The sequence below is a fragment of the Nonomuraea sp. NPDC049141 genome, assembly GCF_040648415.1.
In the GTDB taxonomy this organism is placed as follows: Bacteria; Actinomycetota; Actinomycetes; order Streptosporangiales; family Streptosporangiaceae; genus Nonomuraea.
This window is the reverse complement of the sequence record NZ_JBEZDR010000007.1, coordinates 439,679-455,528: the sequence shown is the minus strand read 5'-3', so window position 1 is coordinate 455,528 and position 15,850 is coordinate 439,679. Positions and strand designations below refer to the sequence as shown.

The 15,850-nt window shown below is 67.8% G+C and carries 20 protein-coding genes and 1 pseudogene; 11 read left to right on the top strand and 10 right to left on the bottom strand.

From position 1 onward, the window contains the following. Positions 1 to 100: 100 nt before the first annotated feature. Positions 101 to 1,084, top strand: coding sequence for an AraC family transcriptional regulator (locus tag AB0B91_RS23715; RefSeq protein ID WP_358323217.1), 984 nt, complete (start codon positions 101 to 103; stop codon positions 1,082 to 1,084). Here the strand turns inward: AB0B91_RS23715 and AB0B91_RS23710 are convergent. Continuing rightward, a pseudogene (locus tag AB0B91_RS23710) lies at positions 1,048 to 1,161 on the bottom strand (cytochrome P450); the annotation flags it as partial. The gene AB0B91_RS23715 and the pseudogene AB0B91_RS23710 sit on opposite strands and share 37 nt — an antisense overlap. A gap of 327 nt (positions 1,162 to 1,488) precedes the next feature. Here AB0B91_RS23710 and AB0B91_RS23705 point away from each other — a divergent pair. Next, positions 1,489 to 1,977, top strand: coding sequence for a hypothetical protein (locus tag AB0B91_RS23705; RefSeq protein ID WP_358323215.1), 489 nt, complete (start codon positions 1,489 to 1,491; stop codon positions 1,975 to 1,977). Then, positions 1,959 to 2,849 carry an alpha/beta hydrolase gene (locus tag AB0B91_RS23700; protein ID WP_358323213.1) on the top strand — a complete coding sequence of 297 codons (891 nt, stop codon included), beginning with the start codon at positions 1,959 to 1,961 and terminating at the stop codon, positions 2,847 to 2,849. The genes AB0B91_RS23705 and AB0B91_RS23700 overlap by 19 nt, the downstream gene beginning before the upstream one ends. Before the next feature lie 56 nt (positions 2,850 to 2,905). Here AB0B91_RS23700 and AB0B91_RS23695 read toward each other — a convergent pair whose 3' ends face one another. After that, on the bottom strand, positions 2,906 to 3,301 hold the full coding sequence (locus tag AB0B91_RS23695; protein WP_358323210.1) for a hypothetical protein: 396 nt from the start codon (positions 3,299 to 3,301) through the stop codon (positions 2,906 to 2,908). 119 nt (positions 3,302 to 3,420) lie between these two features. Between AB0B91_RS23695 and AB0B91_RS23690 the strand changes: the two genes are divergently transcribed. After that, positions 3,421 to 4,785: a hypothetical protein gene (locus AB0B91_RS23690; RefSeq protein WP_358323207.1), complete on the top strand. Its 1,365-nt coding sequence runs from the start codon at positions 3,421 to 3,423 to the stop codon at positions 4,783 to 4,785. A gap of 105 nt (positions 4,786 to 4,890) precedes the next feature. Here the strand turns inward: AB0B91_RS23690 and AB0B91_RS23685 are convergent, their stop codons facing one another. Continuing rightward, on the bottom strand, positions 4,891 to 5,199 hold the full coding sequence (locus AB0B91_RS23685; RefSeq protein WP_358323204.1) for a hypothetical protein: 309 nt from the start codon (positions 5,197 to 5,199) through the stop codon (positions 4,891 to 4,893). A 288-nt stretch (positions 5,200 to 5,487) separates the two neighbouring features. Between AB0B91_RS23685 and AB0B91_RS23680 the strand changes: the two genes are divergently transcribed. Further along, positions 5,488 to 6,117: a TetR/AcrR family transcriptional regulator gene (locus tag AB0B91_RS23680; RefSeq protein ID WP_358323202.1), complete on the top strand. Its 630-nt coding sequence runs from the start codon at positions 5,488 to 5,490 to the stop codon at positions 6,115 to 6,117. Positions 6,118 to 6,149: 32 nt separating this feature from the next. Here the strand turns inward: AB0B91_RS23680 and AB0B91_RS23675 are convergent, their stop codons facing one another. Next, entirely contained in the window at positions 6,150 to 6,542 is a 393-nt protein-coding gene (locus tag AB0B91_RS23675; RefSeq protein ID WP_358323200.1) for a nuclear transport factor 2 family protein, read from the bottom strand. A gap of 482 nt (positions 6,543 to 7,024) precedes the next feature. On the opposite strand from AB0B91_RS23675, the gene AB0B91_RS23670 reads away from it, so the two are divergent. Further along, the gene (locus tag AB0B91_RS23670; protein ID WP_358323198.1) at positions 7,025 to 7,774 is read left to right on the top strand and encodes a methyltransferase domain-containing protein; all 750 of its coding nucleotides are present in this window, start codon (positions 7,025 to 7,027) and stop codon (positions 7,772 to 7,774) included. A gap of 10 nt (positions 7,775 to 7,784) precedes the next feature. Here the strand turns inward: AB0B91_RS23670 and AB0B91_RS23665 are convergent, their stop codons facing one another. Next, positions 7,785 to 8,669, bottom strand: coding sequence for a phosphotransferase (locus AB0B91_RS23665; RefSeq protein ID WP_358323195.1), 885 nt, complete (start codon positions 8,667 to 8,669; stop codon positions 7,785 to 7,787). Between the two features lie 116 nt (positions 8,670 to 8,785). On the opposite strand from AB0B91_RS23665, the gene AB0B91_RS23660 reads away from it, so the two are divergent. Further along, complete coding sequence (locus AB0B91_RS23660; protein WP_358323193.1) at positions 8,786 to 9,349, top strand: PadR family transcriptional regulator; 564 nt, start codon at positions 8,786 to 8,788, stop codon at positions 9,347 to 9,349. A 10-nt stretch (positions 9,350 to 9,359) separates the two neighbouring features. On the opposite strand, the gene AB0B91_RS23655 is transcribed toward AB0B91_RS23660, so the two are convergent. Then, positions 9,360 to 10,091: a hypothetical protein gene (locus tag AB0B91_RS23655; protein WP_358323190.1), complete on the bottom strand. Its 732-nt coding sequence runs from the start codon at positions 10,089 to 10,091 to the stop codon at positions 9,360 to 9,362. 38 nt (positions 10,092 to 10,129) lie between these two features. After that, positions 10,130 to 10,564: a helix-turn-helix domain-containing protein gene (locus AB0B91_RS23650; RefSeq protein ID WP_358323188.1), complete on the bottom strand. Its 435-nt coding sequence runs from the start codon at positions 10,562 to 10,564 to the stop codon at positions 10,130 to 10,132. A gap of 108 nt (positions 10,565 to 10,672) precedes the next feature. On the opposite strand from AB0B91_RS23650, the gene AB0B91_RS23645 reads away from it, so the two are divergent. Then, a complete protein-coding gene (locus tag AB0B91_RS23645; RefSeq protein WP_358323187.1) occupies positions 10,673 to 11,488 on the top strand; it encodes an SDR family NAD(P)-dependent oxidoreductase in 816 nt (271 codons plus the stop codon). Here AB0B91_RS23645 and soxR read toward each other — a convergent pair whose 3' ends face one another. Beyond that, positions 11,489 to 11,938 (bottom strand): redox-sensitive transcriptional activator SoxR, encoded by a 450-nt coding sequence (gene soxR / locus AB0B91_RS23640; RefSeq protein WP_358323185.1) that lies wholly within the window; start codon positions 11,936 to 11,938, stop codon positions 11,489 to 11,491. A gap of 45 nt (positions 11,939 to 11,983) precedes the next feature. Further along, a complete protein-coding gene (locus AB0B91_RS23635; RefSeq protein WP_358323183.1) occupies positions 11,984 to 12,733 on the bottom strand; it encodes an SDR family oxidoreductase in 750 nt (249 codons plus the stop codon). 112 nt (positions 12,734 to 12,845) lie between these two features. Between AB0B91_RS23635 and AB0B91_RS23630 the strand changes: the two genes are divergently transcribed. Continuing rightward, positions 12,846 to 13,424, top strand: coding sequence for a helix-turn-helix domain-containing protein (locus AB0B91_RS23630; protein WP_358323182.1), 579 nt, complete (start codon positions 12,846 to 12,848; stop codon positions 13,422 to 13,424). 42 nt (positions 13,425 to 13,466) lie between these two features. Here AB0B91_RS23630 and AB0B91_RS23625 read toward each other — a convergent pair whose 3' ends face one another. Further along, positions 13,467 to 14,111 carry an O-methyltransferase gene (locus AB0B91_RS23625; protein ID WP_358323179.1) on the bottom strand — a complete coding sequence of 215 codons (645 nt, stop codon included), beginning with the start codon at positions 14,109 to 14,111 and terminating at the stop codon, positions 13,467 to 13,469. Positions 14,112 to 14,323: 212 nt separating this feature from the next. Here AB0B91_RS23625 and AB0B91_RS23620 point away from each other — a divergent pair, with 212 nt between their 5' ends. Both AB0B91_RS23620 and AB0B91_RS23615 read left to right on the top strand, forming a co-directional pair. Then, a complete protein-coding gene (locus AB0B91_RS23620; protein ID WP_358323177.1) occupies positions 14,324 to 14,959 on the top strand; it encodes a TetR/AcrR family transcriptional regulator in 636 nt (211 codons plus the stop codon). A 62-nt stretch (positions 14,960 to 15,021) separates the two neighbouring features. Next, positions 15,022 to 15,672, top strand: coding sequence for a thioredoxin domain-containing protein (locus tag AB0B91_RS23615; RefSeq protein ID WP_358323175.1), 651 nt, complete (start codon positions 15,022 to 15,024; stop codon positions 15,670 to 15,672). Positions 15,673 to 15,850 lie beyond the last annotated feature (178 nt).

Sequence of the window (15,850 nt, the reverse complement as noted above, 5' to 3'; positions counted from 1 at the left end):
TACGTAAGGGTTGCCGAGATGATCCATGCGTCAGGATCCCCCGTAGATGCGTCATCGTCCTCGACTGCCGCCTGACGAAGGACTCATGTACCTTGCGTCGATGGACGTGCTGAGTCAGGTGATCGATTCCATGCGCTCAGGCCGGCCCCGGTTCGCCCGCATCGCGGGGCATGCTCCGTGGGGAGGCCGGCTCCAGCCCGTCGCAGGCGTGGCGTTCCACGTGGTGCTGCGGGGGGTCTGCACCTTGATGCCTCATGCGGGCGATCCCGTCGCGCTGAGCATGGGCGATGTCGTGCTGCTCCCCAACGGGCACGCTCACGAGTTGGCCGGCGGTCCCGATGCGGAGCCGGAAGACGTTCCACTCACGAGGGGAGAGGAATTCCAGCTCGAACCGCGGACCGTGTCACTGGGACTCTCAGGCAGGCCGGTCTCCGCAGTGGTGCTGAGCGGAGTGTTCCCCGTTGACGAATACCGCTGCCATCCGATCGTCAATGACCTGCCGGACCTCATCCACCTGCCGGCCCAGTTGGGCCACGAGCCGCCGTTGCGCCATGTGATCGACCTTCTGTCCACGGAGCTGGACAAGCCGGGCATCGGTACGGAGTCGGCGATCGGCTCACTGCTCGACGCACTGCTGCTGTTCGCGCTACGCGCCTGGTACGGGGAGCATGGCGCCATGGTCGGCTGGGGACCGGCATTGAACGATCGGGCGATCAGTCACGTGCTGTGCCGCATCAACAACGATCCTGGCCGACCGTGGACGGTCCACGATCTCGGCGCGGAGGCGGGGCTGTCGCGATCCGCGTTCGCCCGCCGCTTCACCGCGCTCGTCGGCCGGCCGCCACTCAGCTATCTCACCTGGGTACGGATGAACGCGGCGGCTCAGACGCTCCGTGCGTCCGATGAGCCGCTGGAGACGGTGGCACGGAAGGTCGGCTATGGCTCGGAGTACGCGTTCGCCACCGCCTTCAAACGGCACTTCGGCACCGCTCCCGGCGCTTACCGCCGACAAAATCCGGCGACCCCGAAAAGGCCGCAACGACCACGCTACTCCCAGGTGACGGGCAGTTCGTGGACGCCGTAGATGCTCATGTCGTTACGGAACCGGATCTCCTCCAGCGGTACGGCGAGCCGCAGGTTCGGCAGGCGGCGCAGCAGCGTGCCTCTTTGGCCACCCGGGCGACGCTTGGCCGGGGACGGCGAGGGCTCGGTGGGGGAACTCGTGGGAGACCTCGTGGAGGAACCCTGTGCCTGGTTCCCCTGGGGCTCGGTGACCGGTGAGCTCGTGGCGCCGTCCGCGAGAGGATTCGTGGCTCGGCTCGGGTCTCCTCCCGGAGGGCGGAGCAGCAGGGTCACGCTGAGGGTGACGGAGGTGACGACGACGGCGCTGACTGCCGCCGACGCTGCCATGCCGCGAAGCTGGGCGTCAGTAGTGGCTGGCCGAAACTACTTGACGCGCAGCAGCAAGTACTTGCTATGGTCTGTCAAGTGACGACCACGAAAGACCATGTCGAGTTGGTGGCCGAGCTGGTCCGGCTGCTGGAGACACGGCTCCTCGACCCGTTGGAGATCCTGCTGACCTCCGACGAGCTTCTCCACCCGATCAGGGCACGGCTGCGCGTGGAGGCCGAGGTCTGGGCCGCCCAGCTGCTCGGCGCCGACCGGGAAGGCGCCACTATGACCGCGGCCCGGCTCATTGGCGCACTGTTCCCCGGCGACGGCCCCTTCGACCCGCCCGAGTCGTGGTGGCGTACCGCGTTGGGACGGGCTGTGGCCCGTGCGGCCGGCCATCCCGCGGCCGTGACGGTGTCTTACTCCACTGCGGGGGCGATGCTCGGCATCACCCGGCAGGGCGTCCACGACCTGGTCAAACGCGGCAAGCTCGACAAGCATCCCGACGGCGGCGTCACCACCTCCTCCATCCGCGACCGGCTCAACCGACCTCAGGAGAGCACCCCGTGGCACCACAAGACGTGATCATCAGCAACCGTCCGGTCCCTCTGGCAGTCCGTGACCACGGCGGCCACCGGGCTCCCGTGCTGCTGCTCCACGGCCTGGGCGGCACCCTCCAGCACTGGGACGCGGTCGCGCCGCTGCTGACCGGCGCACACCGGGTCATCGCAATGGACCTGCGCGGCCACGGGCTGTCCGGCGACGGAACATGGGATTGGGAGGAGGTCCTGGACGATGTGGAGGCGGTGATCGACCACTTCGGCCTGGACGCTCCCCAGGTGGTCGGCCATTCCCTCGGCGGCATGATCGCGGTGCGGTGGGCGTTGCGTCACCCGGACAGCCCGGGGATCGTCAACCTCGACGGCCTGCGCTCGGCCGAGACCGCACCGCGGCACTACATCGGCATCGGGGAAGAGGAGCTGACCACGCTCCTGGCGGAACTGAAAGCCGTCTTCGACGCCCAAGCCGCCGCGATGGCCCAGCCGCTGCCCGAAGCTCACGCCGCGATGTATCCCCAGCGTGCACTGCGCACCACGGACCGGGGTGTCCACCTGCGTCCGGACGCCGCGCTGGCCGGGCAGATCAGGTACGACCCGCACTTCCAGGACAGCGTCGCGGCGGTGGCCGGCATCCGCTGTCCCGCCCTGTTCGTCCTGGCCACCCAGAACCTGCCCGGCCTGCCGGGCCGCGTCGGCGAGCTCATGCCGGCACTGCGCGCGGGAATCCGCCGGGACCTGCTGACCCTCACCGCCGACCGGCCGCACCTGCGCGTGCTCGAACTGGCCGCCAGCCACAACATGATCGCCGAGCAGCCCGAGCTGGTCGCCCAGGCCGTGCTGGGGCTTCAGGCAGGGGCCACGGGGCTGGCGGCGAGTGATCGGCCCGGCCAGCCGTAGTGATGCGCCCGCCGCGACGGGCCACGCTCGCGGCCGTCGCGGCGATCGGCGCCAGGTCAGCGGTCGAACCAGCGTGTTGCCGAAGGTGTCAGCAGAGTGGCGACTACCGCGATCGGGAAGAGCGTGCTGGGGGCGATCAGCCTGATCCAGCTGAGGTCGCCGTCGATCGCGTTCATGATGAGGTAACCACCGGCCGCGACCACTTCGACGCCGATGACGCCCCAGCGCACTGGCTTCCTTCGGGAGGGCCAGCGGGAGAGCAGCCAACCCATGAGCGCTGTGATCACGACGGTGTAGAGCATCAGTAGGACGAACGCGCCGCTGAAGGCGAAAGCGACGGTACCGATCATGATGGCGAGCCCCACGAGGCTGAAGGCCATCTCAAGGGTCATGATGAACTGGCCGGCTCGTACGACGGCCGGCATACGCTCGGCCTGGATCGCATCCGTCACACGATCATTGTGCCGTCTGGCGGGCGCTTTGCGCGTTCCGGTGGCAAAGGGAAAGCCCGGCCTTGTCCTCCGAACTGCATGTGGGGAACTCGCGCGCGGAAGATCGCGTCAAAGCATGAATGAGATCCTTACGCGTGGTCCTGGCGGCTGCTCTCATCGTCCTGGGCGTTGGATGCGGCAGCCCCGTGGCGGCCTCCGCGGTGCTGCTTCTGCCGGAGCGGCCAGGAGACCTCTATCTGGAGCAGTTGGTCGCATCGGACGCCGAGCAGGATCCGGTCACGGCGTACGCGGAGGGCGACACGCCCGGCGACAGGACGCTGGCCGTCCTGGTGACAGAGTCGGAGGACTGGGATCCGCCGTACGACTGGGAGCAGCCCTACCGTGGGAAGCCGGTCAAGCTGGACAAGCACGAGGCGACCATGGGCGGATCGGGACAGCACCGCTGGATCGCCTGGCCGGTCAAGGCAAGCCAGGAGTTCGAGTCGTTCGCGGTGCTGGGCCACGGCTTGTCGGACGCCGAGCTGACCAGGGCGGCCAACGGAGTGGCAGAGGATCTGCGGCGCCCCCGGATCGACGCCGCGCATCTGCCGCAGGGGCTGGACCTCGTCAAGACCGGTTCGCTGCCCGTCAGCGGCTGGCACCTGGAACTCGGCGGAACGGAGCAGATCTGGACCAACCGGCGGGCGCGGGCCAGAGTCTCCGTCAGTCAGCTGCCCGGCGATGCCGGCATGGAGGTTCTCGCCGGTACCACGGTCAGGGGAGAGCCTCGGGAGATCCGCGGCACCACCGGCCTGGCGGGTGGCGACCTCCTGTCCAGCGGATCGCTCCGTATGGACTGGGTGCACGAGGATCAGGCCCTCATGAAGCCCAAGGTCCGGCTCTGGCGGGAGAACGGCATGATCGTCAAGGTGTCCGCGCTGGGGCTGGCTGACGAGGTGGTGGACGCCTTCGTACGAGATCTGCGCCCGGCCGGTCCTGAAGCCGTCGAGCGGGCGCGTAGCCAGATCCTGGAGTACCCTCCGGACCTGCTGTTCCCGCCCGTCGACGATGAGAAGCGTCCGTTGCGTGTCGTCACGCACGGCAGGAACGCCGAACGAGCCTGGGCCATGAGCGCCGGACTACAGGATGGAACCTTCACGTCCGCGCTCCGCGTGCTCTCCCGCCGGGCCGAGATCGTGGACGGTGGCGGCGGGACCTTCGAACCGTGGAAGCCGAAGTACGGTCGGGTGCCGCTGACGATCATGCATGACGTGAGGGAGCTCGGCCTGCCCAGCGACAACGTCCTCATCGGCTTCGCGGGGACCGGGGTGAGGAAGGTGCGCATCGGCTACTCGGACGGCACCTCGGCAGAGCTTCCGCTCGGACCGGCGGGCGGTCCGGGCGGCGTCCGCTGGTTCTCCGCCGAGGTGAAGTCCCGTTCGTTCAAGCTCTCCGCCGAGATGAACGATGGCAAGGTCAGCGACACCGTACGGCGCCTCCCCTGATCACCGGCCAGAATCGCGGCGGCTGTCTGTTGCCGTAGACGTTCCTTGCGCGGCGAGGCCGGTTGCCCCCCGCCCAGGCTGGGGGAGGACAACCGGCAGGTGCGCCTACGCGGTGCCCATCGCGATGAACGAGAAGTCCCGGTCCGACTGCTTGCCGTCGCTGCCACCGGTGGTGACGCGGAAGCGGTCCGTGGAGATGGCGATGACGACGGCGTTGTCCCGTGTGTCTCCGCCGTTGCTGTTCATGGTGCCGGGGTACATCTGCGTCGCGACGACGGACGGCCACTTAGCGAACGGCACGTCGAAGAGGATCGTGTAGACACCCGTAGCGACACGATCCACCTTGAAGCCGGTCCCCGAGTAGATCGTCGAACCGTTGCTGCCGACACAGCCCCACACTGATCTGTCAGCCATGTTGATCACCTTTCTCTTCCTGTTGGTTTCCTGAGGAAACGCGGACTTGATGGATGTGGACAGGCCGGAGGTTCTGGGTCGTTCGGCAGGGAAGGGGGCGGACGCTACCCCGGCCCGTCCCCGCTCACCTGCTGCGCTCCAGTCCCCTGATGGCCTATCATGTAAGGCAACTTGTAGCGCAACGTTGTTGCCTTGCATGTAGTGTTAGCGAGAGTGGGGCATGCGTCAAGGGGTCTTCTGAAGACTTCTCGACGAGTGTCCGAACGATCGCGCAGATGGAGCACGGCGATGGCATCACGACCCGACGGCACCCCACGTCACACCCGTAATCCGCGGGGTTCAGGCGACCGCCTGCGGCAGGATCTGGTCACTGCGGCCAACCGCCTGCTGGAGGACGGCGCCACTCACGAATCGCTGTCCTTGCGGGCTGTCGCCCGGGAGGTCGGGATTGCTGCGACCAGCGTCTATCTGCACTTCCCTGACAAGATGTCGCTCCTGCTGGCCGTCTATCAGCGGCACTTCGTCGAGCTGATCAACCACATCGACCAGGCCGTCGCCCGGCACACCGACCCTGTGGCCCGGCTACGCGCGGTCGCGGCGGCCTATTGCGAGTTCGCCGACGATCACCCTGACGTCTATCGCGTGATGTTCACGGTGCCCAGCGTGCCTGAACTGCCCCGCGCGATCTCCGACGACCAGCTACCCGGCGTCGCCGTCCTCGAGTCCGTCCATGAGATCATCAAGGACTGCATCGAGGCCGGCCGCCTGCCCCGTACGGACCCCTACGCGGCCACGCTGTGCCTGTGGGCCGCCCTCCACGGGATCATCACGCTGCGAGCGGCCCGTCCTTACGTCCCCTGGCCTCCACGGGACACGCTCATCGACACCCTCCTGGCCGGCACTATCGGCGCCACCTGAGCGAAATGTCCGTCCTCAGCGTGGCGGTACCTTCACGCGCCGAACGCTTCCTGCTTGATCTGCTCGAACTGCGCGCCCATCGCCTCGGCCAGGGCGTTCGCCCCTGACAGGGGCCGCACCATGACCGTCAGGTCGTCGATGAGGCCGTCGTCGTCGAAGTGCAGGAAGTCGCAGCCGTGGACCTGCTTGCCGTTCACCTTCGCCTGGAACACCAACGCGAGGTCACGGCCGTCCGCGTCGGCGATCTCCCGGACGTAGTGGAAGTCCTCGAACACCCGCGAGACGCCACGGAGGATCGCCGCGGTGAGCGCCTTGCCCGGATACGGCTGGTACGCGATCGGGCTGGTGAACACGACGTTCTCGGCGAGCAGCGCCTCGATCGCGGCCATGTCATGGGCCTCGACGGCCTGACGGAAAGCATGCATGCCTACCCCTACTCAATTAGTTGACTATGCGCGCTTGACAGTAGCTCCAACGTGCAACGACGTCCAGGGAGCAGGGGTCATATAGGCCCTGGCCTCGGGAATCGGCTTCCCGCTCCCAGTCCGGCGAGTGTCCGTTAGGGATCTTCTTATTGGACCTTGATCGCATTACACTCGCGACCATGATCGAGTTGGGCGACGGCGTCGTCGACGACTTGTGCCTGGACCAGCGCGGCACCGGCGGATCGTCCTGGCAGGGAGAGCGGCCCGTTCGGATCACACATGGACGAACTTCGCGAGCACCTGCCGCCCGGCACGGTGATCGTCGGCGGCTCCGCGCCGCAGCGGAGAGGCAGGCCAAAAGGGCTGACTGACAGATCTACGACCCCTATGACGGGTGCCACCGGAATACGGCAGAAACGGGTCGCAGTCGAATGACAACCAAGCGGCGCGATCTCGAAGCAGTGTGAATCAGGAGGCGCGACATGGCCAGAATCGCCTACGACGACCAGACCGCGGCAGCGTACAAGGCGGTCCGTGAGATTCCCCAGGACGGGCTCGAAGAATGGCGTGAAGCGATACGACGTCACCTCAGCCCGTCGCCCGGGATGGCCGTGATCGACATCGGCGCGGGGACCGGCGCGTTCGCCACCGCATTCAGCGATTGGTTCGGCCTCAGCGTCCTCGCGGTCGAACCGTCGGCGGCGATGCGGGCCCAGATTCCGCGCCGCTCGGGCATCCAGGTGCTGGAGGGCGACGCCGGCGCACTCCCGCTCCCAGACGGCTCGGCGGACGGCGCCTGGATGTCCCTCATGATCCACCACATCCCCGACATGGAAGCCGCCGCACGGGAAATCCGCCGCGTTCTGCGCCCGGGCGCTCCCGTTCTGATCCGGCAGGGATATCCGGACAGGGCTTATACGACGCGCACCTTTCCCTGGGAGTTCTTTCCCGAGACCGTCCGGACGACCGACACCTTTCCCTCCTTTGAGCAGACGTGCCAGGCGTTCGCCGCCGCGGGATTCCGCTGCGACGCGATTGAGCCGGTCCCCGAGACGATGTTCAGCCTTGCCGAGTTCCTCGCCCAGGTGGATGTCTTCCGCCGCTCCGCCACCATCATGCGGGGCCTCACCGAGGAGGAGTTCCAGCGGGGGAAGGAGCAGCTCCGTCGCGCCGTGCGGACTTCCAACACGGAACCCAGAGCCAATTGGCTTGACCTCCTGGTTCTGCGCTGACAGCCGACGATCAGGGGCGCAGCCGGTGGAACAGCTCTACCCGGGTGCGGTGGTATTCGACGTCCGCCTCGTCGTGCGTCACCCCCGAGCGGACGGCCTTGTGGAAGTAGGCATGCTCCCTGCGGAGTTTGTGCCTGACGAGCTGAGCGAGTGACTCCTCGTCCAGGCGGGCGGCCGTGCCGCCCGCCTGGTGGTAGGCGGCCATGAACTCCTCGCTCGGCCCGGCCAGGTCATCGCCCCATTCCAGGGCGGCGGCGGCCAGCTCCAGCTCAGGGGCGCCGACGAAGGTCTCGTCCCAATCGAGAACCGCCACTATCCGGCCGTCCCTGGCCAGTGTGTTGCCGGTGTAGTAGTCGCCGTGCAGGGGGTGACGCACGGGGTGCTCGGCGTGGAAGGCGGCCAGCCAGCGGTCCAGGTCGGGGTCGTCCAGTTCGGCGGCGTCCTGGGGTGGATCGCCGTACAGGCCGGACTCCTGGAAGGCGGGCACCGGGCGCGGGCCGGGGCGGAAGTCGGCCAGGGACCTGTGCAGCCTGGCCAGCAGACGGGCACCGGCTTCGCGTTGGGCTGGTATGTCGGAGTCCGGCCAGGAGCCCTCGACATAGGGCCAGCAGGAGATCGGGCGCCCGCCCACGACGATGACCGTCGTCCCTTCGGCAGCCGGCAGTGGGGCGACAGCCTCGGGGAGGCCGGCGGCGGCGTGCCGGGCGATCGCGTGGCACCACTCCGACTCGCCGGCGGTACGCCACGCTGGGCCGACGCGGATGACGTGCCCGTCGAGGCGGTAGGCGGCGGATTCCTCGCCGCCGTGCAACCGCTCACCCTCTCCCGTGACGCCCCAGGTCAGAGCCACGGCTTCGCGGATCTCACGGGTAAGGGGCGTCTTGACGTAGATCATCCCGCCAGCCTATGTGCTTCCGTTCGACGACAGACGCGCCAAGGCCGGGGCCGCCGATAGTCATATTGTTGACTAGGAAACGGGATGGTTAATCACTCCGGCGATATCGTTGGCAGATGTCGTTGCGTCACGCGGTGATGGCCGCGCTCCTGGAGGGCGAAGCGTCCGGATACGACCTGGCCAAGGGGTTCGACGCGTCGGTGGCCAACTTCTGGATGGCCACGCCCCAGCAGCTGTACCGGGAGCTGGACAGGATGCGGGCCGAGGGCCTGGTCCAGGCGCGTGTCGTCGAGCAGGAACGCCGCCCCAACAAGCGACTGTTCTCCCTGACCGAGGCCGGACACCGTGTGCTGCGCGCATTCACCGCCACGCCACCCCGCCCGGGCGCGATCCGCGACGAGCTGATGGTCAAGGTCCAGGCCGTGGACGCCGGCGACACCGAGGCCGTGCGCGCCGCCATCGAGGAACGCATGGACTGGGCCGAAGCCAAGATCGCTCGATACGAACGGCTACGGGCCCGGTTGCTGAACGGCCGCAGCGAGGAGGAGCACCTCGCGCACGCCGACCGCATCGGCCCCTACCTGACCCTGATGCGCGGCCTGGCCTTCGAACGCGAGAACCACCGGTGGGGCGAATGGGCCCTGGCCGTACTGAAGCAGCGCTCAACCGCCACCTCCTGAAGCCCCGCCTTCATCGCGCCAAGGCGGGACGGCGAGTGAAGCGCCACCTGACCAGGATGTAGAGGGCCATCGCCGGGTAGAACAGCAGCCGGGCGGGGTCGTTAAGTACCTGATCGAGACTGACCCACTGCAGCAGGCCGCTCGTCAGCTCGGTCGACCAGCCCCCGGTCACCCGGATGGCGAGGGTGAGCAGCGCGGTCACGGCCAAGTAGTCGATCAGGAGCGTCAGCCCCCGGCGCCACGCAGGCGTAGAGGACGCGGTGACAATCGGCTCCTCGGCGGGGCCGAACGCGTGCGTCGCGAGGAGCACCAGCAGGGCGGCTGTCAGGAGGGCCAGCTCGTACGATCCCCACGAGCAGGCCACGGCCTTGAACCAGCCCAGGCTGAACAGGGGAAGCCCTCCCCCACATGGGTCGTCCCCGGCGTACACGGGAGTGAGCGGTCTGACGACCGCGATGAAGGTGAGGACCGCCGCCGCCCGACGGCCCGCCGCGGCCGAGTGCCAGCGGCCGAGAGCGGCGAGCACGACCAGCGCGGGAACGGCCCACGTCGTCGCGAGTTCCGTCATCGTGGCGAGATCGCCACGCAGCGGCTGGATCAGCGATGGCGATTCGTCCCCGTAGTTGCCGAAGCAGCCGTAGAACACCCCGGTCTCCTCGGCTTGAGGACGCCAGGTGTCCCAGGTGGGATAGGCCGCGGCGGTCAGGGCGGCCACCCAGATCAGCAAGGCTAATCGCGACAAATTACGCCTCCTTTTGCGCGACACCTTACCGATGATCTTCAGAACGCCGCCCCGCTCCCGGGAGCGGTCGGTGGGTGGTCGGCTTCGTACCGGCGGCGGTTGTCGTGAATGGTCCGGCGGTGCGTGGCCGCCCAGCTGCCCAGGGCGGTGACGGGGGCGAGCAACGTGCCGCCGAGTTCGGTGAGGGCGTAGTCCACGCGTGGCGGGACGCTCGCGTGGACCGTTCGGGAGACCAGGCCGTCACGTTCGAGTTGGCGGAGGGTCAGCGTGAGCATGCGCTGGGAGATGCCGGTGACGGCGCGTTGCAGTTCCCCGAAGCGCAGCGTGCGCTCGCGGAGGGTGCCGATGATCAGCAGGCTCCACTTGTCGCCGACCAGGGAGAGGATCCGCAGCACCTGGCGGCAGATCTCCTCGTCCGAATCGTCCGAGCCGTCCATGGGGAACGGGGGCCACGACACGGATGACGTGTCCATTAGTTACATCCTTGTGGGTTTCTGACATTAATGTGCCGTCTTGTGCTTAGCGGCTATGGTGACAAAGCATATGGCTACTCACAAAAAGTAACCATCGGGGTCATCCATATGAGAACCATCGTCATCTCCGGCGGCACGGACGGTATCGGCCGGGCCCTGGCCCTGCACTACCTGCGTGCCGGTGAGACCGTCGTCATCATCGGCCGTAGCGCCGCCAAAGCGGACGCGATCCGTGCCGAAGCCGCAACGGCCGCCGGGCGGCTGCGTTTCCTGCGGGCCGATCTGGCACTGGCGCGCGAGAGCGAACGCGTCGCCGCCGAGATCGCCGCCGAATTCCCGCGCGTGGACGCGCTGATCATGTGCGCGGCGTACGTCAGCACCCGCCGTCACGAGACGGCCGAAGGCGTCGAGCACACCTTCGCGCTGTTCTACCTGAGCCGCTACATCCTCACGCACGGCCTGGCCGATCGGTTGCGGGCCGCGCCACGACCCATCGTGGTGAACGTCTCTGTGCCGGGGGCGCCCCGGGACGCGATCCAGTGGGACGATCTCGGGCTGCGGTCGGGGTTCACCTCGCTCAAGGCGAACCGGCAGGCCAGGCGGGCCAACGAACTCATCGCGACGTGCTTTCCCGAGCTCACGTACGTCCTGTACAACCCGGGGTACGTCGAGACCAGCTTCGCGGGGGACTTCAACCGGCCGACCAGGGCGATCATGGGTCTGCTGGGAAAGCTGGCCGCCACTCCGCCCGCCAAGGCGATCGCCCCCATCGTCGACCTGGTCGACCAGCCGCCCGCCGCACCGGTGAGCGCCTTCAAGGGCCGCAAGGAGATTACCGGGCCGGTCGATCCGGCCGACGCGCCGAAGCTGCGCGAGGCTACCGCCCGGCTGCTCGCCGACCTCGGGATCCCGTCGAGCGCCTGATCAAGGCTCCAGCAGGCGACGCGGGCCCGGGCCCTGCTGGGCGAGGGCGTCGCCGGGATTGACCAGTGCGCACTGCTCGAACGACAGGCACCCGCACCCGATGCACTCCGTGAACCGGTCGCGCATCCGTTCCATCCGCTCGATGCGCGCGTTGATCTCCTCGCTCCAGCACTCGGACGCCCGGATCCAGAACTCCCGCGTCGGCGGGACGCCCTCCGGCAGCAGGTCCAGCACACCGCCGATCACCGACAGCGGTATGCCGACGCTCTGGGACGCCCGGATGAACGCCACCCGCCGCAGCGTGGTGCGGTGATAGCGACGCTGGTTGCCGGTGGTCCGGCGGCTGTCGATGAGCCCCTGCCGCTCGTAGAAGCGCAGCGCGGACGCGGGCACGCCGCTGCGCTCGGACAGCTCACCGATGGTCAGTTCCTGGGCGATCGCTTCGGGCACGCTCCGAGCCTAGCCCGTACTTGAACATTGGTTCAGGTACGGGCTTTAGGCCTGGGCCGTGGGGCGGACGACGATGTCCCCGACGTCGACGCCGTCCGGCTGCTCGATGGCGAAGGCGACGGCGCGGGCCACCGCGTCCGGTGAGATGGCGATCGTGCTCATCGTGTCGAGGATCTGGGCCTTCACCTCCGGGCTCATGCGCTCGGCGAAGTCCGTTTTGATGACGCCCGGCGAGACGACGGTCACGCGCAGGCTGTCGCCGGCCTCCTGGCGCAGGCCCTCGGAGACGGCGCGTACGGCGTTCTTCGTCCCGGCGTACACCGACTGGAGCGGAACGATGCGCAGGCCCGAGGTGGAAAGGATGTTGACGAAGTGCCCGAAACCCTGCTCCCGGAAGACGGGCAGGGCCGCGGCGATGCCGTACAGGACGCCTTTGAAGTTGACGTCGATCATCTCCTCCCAGTCCTCGACGCGGAGGTCGTCCAGGCGGGAGATCAGACCGATCCCGGCATTGCTGATGAGCACGTCGATCTTGCCGAAGCGATCACGGGCCAGTCCGACGAGGCCGGCCAGGTCCTCGCGTCGCTTCACGTCCGTACGGGCCCAGGCTGCCGCACCGCCGGCCTTTTCGATGCGGGCGGCCAGCGCCTCAAGGCGCTCCGTACGGCGTGCCCCGAGGACGACTTTCGCGCCGCGTTCGGCGAGCAGCAGCGCGATCGCCTCGCCGATGCCGCTGCTGGCGCCCGTGATCGCTACGACCTTGCCTTCGATACCCGAGCCTTCGATACCCGACATGATTGGCAGTCCTTCCAGAGAGTGCTCTACAGTGAAAGTGGAGGCGCCGCCACTTCGTCCCACCCTAAGTGGCGGCGCCTCCACTTAGCAAATGGAGAGGGGAGAGCCGCTGATGGCCCGCGACGCAGAACGTCCGCTGAGGGCTGACGCGCAGCGCAACCGGGACAAGATCCTGAGCGCGGCGGTGCGTGTGTTCACCGAAGAGGGGCTGGACGCGCACTTCGAGCGCATCGCCAAGGAAGCGGGTGTGGGCACCGGCACGCTCTACCGCAACTTCCCGACCCGGGAGATCCTGATCGAGGCGGCCTACCGCAACGAGGTGGCCCGGTTGTGCGACGCCGTCCCCGAGCTCCTGGCGACCCTGCCGCCACGTGCGGCGCTACGCGCGTGGACGCGCCGCTTCATCGACTACGCCACCGCCAAGCTGGGCATGGCCGACGCCCTGCGAGCCGTCGTCGCCTCGGGAACCAACCCCTACGCCCGCAGCCGCGAGCTGATTGGGGCCGCCCTCTCCTCGCTCATGGACGCCTGCGCGGCCGCCGGCGAGATCCGGTCCGACATCAGCGCGACCGATATGTTCGCCGCGCTCGCCGGCATCGCCCTCACCTCGGCCGAGCCCGAGCAGCGTGAGCAGGCCGAACGCCTCCTCGACCTCACCCTGGACGGGCTGATGCGGCGCCCCGAAAGCTGATGGCCGGACGCTGGGAGCCTCCGGCCGCGGCTGGAACGACTCCTAGTTCCGGCGGATCATGGTGAGTCCGTCGGCGATTGGCAGGATGACCACGGTGACCCGGGGGTCCTCCCGCACCAGGTCGTTGAACTCACGCATCCCCACGGTCCCCGGATCCGACTCGGCCGGGTCGGCCACCCGCCCGCTCCACAGCGTGTTGTCCACCATGAGCAGGCCGCCCGGCCGCAGCCGGTCGATCAGCAGCTCGTAGTACGCCGGGTAGTTCCCCTTGTCGGCGTCGAGGAAGGCCAGGTCGATGGGCTGGTGGAAGGCGGCGAGCGTCTCCAGCGCCGGGCCCAGGGTGAGGGTGACGCGGTCGCCCACACCGGCCTTCTCCCAGTAGCGGCGGGCGATGGAGGTCCACTCGTCGCTGACGTCGAAGCAGTGCAGCGTGCCGCCGGACAGGCCCCTGGCGATGGACAGCGACGAGTATCCGGTGAACGTGCCCACCTCCACCACCACCTCCGGGGCGGTGAGCTGCGTGATCATCGTGAGGAACACGCCCTGGTCGGCTGTGATCTGCATGCCCGCGCTGTCACCCGTCGCCGCGAGCGTCTCGGCGATCAGTTGCTCCAGCAGGGGGTCGGGCCGGCTGGAGTGGTCCACGATGTAGCGGGCCACGGTGGGGTCGAGAAATTCAGATTTCATGATTGTTATTCCCAACGGGCATCGGAGCGGCTCAGGACGGTCGGCAGGCCGCAATGCGGAAATACATAATCCCCCATGTTTAAAGACATAAAACGTCCGATAAGTCAAACGGGTACCCTTACGGGGTGGGTGAAACGGTGACCTCGGCGAGGGGCCTAGGGGCAACCGGGAAGGCTGCTCCGCGCGGGCGTATCGCCAAACGAGAAGCGATCATGACCGCTGCAATGAGGGTGTTCGTCCGGGACGGTTACTCGGGTGCGAGCATCGAAACCATCGCCGCTGAAGCGGCGGTATCCAAACAGACCATCTACAACCATCTGGGCGACAAGCAGTGCTTGTTCGAGTCCCTGATCGACGAGAACTTCGATCGGGTCAATGCCCAGCAATTCGCCATGATCGAGACTTTTCCCGATCGTCCGGCGAACCTCATGGCGGAGCTCACGACGTTCGCCGGTGATCTCATGCGTGGCTGTCTCATGGACGAGCGGGCGCGAGCTCTGCGCACACTCGTCCAGGCAGAGGGATCCCGGCGTCCAGAGATCGCCAGGCAGTGGCGGTTACGTGGTCAGGACCAGCTCGCGGGGTCCCTGGCCGCCAGGTTCGCCCGGCTGGCGCTGGCCGGAAAGCTCTCCCTGGCCGATCCCGACCAGGCGGCGCGCGACTTCCTGGCGTTGATCACCTATGACGCCCAGGTCGGCTGGACCATCGGTGACGTGACGATGCGGGACGACGAACTCGACGCCTCCATCGCCGCCGGGGTCCGCACGTTCATGCGCGCGTACGGCAACGGGAACGGCAACCACCATCACAACGGCAACGGCAACGGCAACGGCTCGCCCGGAGGCTGAACGACGTCCGCCCGCCCTCTTCGGGTAAGGTCTCGGCGATCAATGAGCTAAGGGCGGGCAAAATGAACAAGAGGTTGGCGGCCGTCGTGGCCGCGGGCGTGGCGCTCGTCGTGCTGCTGACTGTCGTGGCGTTCTCCGAGCCAGGCAGTTCGTCGGCGCAGGGAGTGCGGCTGACCCGGCAACCCGACGGTTCCATGGTGCTCGCGGACAGGGGCGGCGACGCCCCTGTGCTCGACCTGTACGAGGACTTCGACTGCCCCGTCTGCAAGGAGCTGCACACCAGGGTCAACGCGACGATCGAGCGGCTGGCCAAGGAGGGCAAGGTCAAGGTCGTCTTCCATCCGGTGACGGTCTTCGAGGACGAGCCCATGCGGTCCAACTCCGTCCGCGCCGCCGCCGCTGCCCGCTGCGTACCGGAGGAGAGCTGGCTGGCGTTCAGGGACGAGCTGTACGCCATGCAGCCCTCGCCGCACGGGATGGCGTCGGGGTTCAAGGTCCAGGACCTGGCCGAGGCGGCCAGGAAGGTCGGCGCGTCCGTCGACCAGTGCGTGACCTCGCAGTCGTACGCCGACGAGCACCTGCGGGAGAGCGCGAAGATAAAGATCGACGGGACGCCGACCCTGCTCCTCGACGGCGAGCAGCTGGGCAACGAGGCTTTTGACCCGGCCTCCCTGGAGCGGGCCATCACCGGAGGCACAGGCGTCACCGTCTGAAACAACGGCCCCAAAACGTCCCAAAGGTTGAGACCGGTGTGCCGACCAGTGGATAGGTGTGGCAGACTCGCAAGCACCATGTTCTACGGTCTGCTCATTATCAGCAGGCGCGCTGGCTGACAAAGGGACACCGCCAGCGCGCAGACCTCTCACGTCCGTGAGGGGTCTTTTTGTTTTC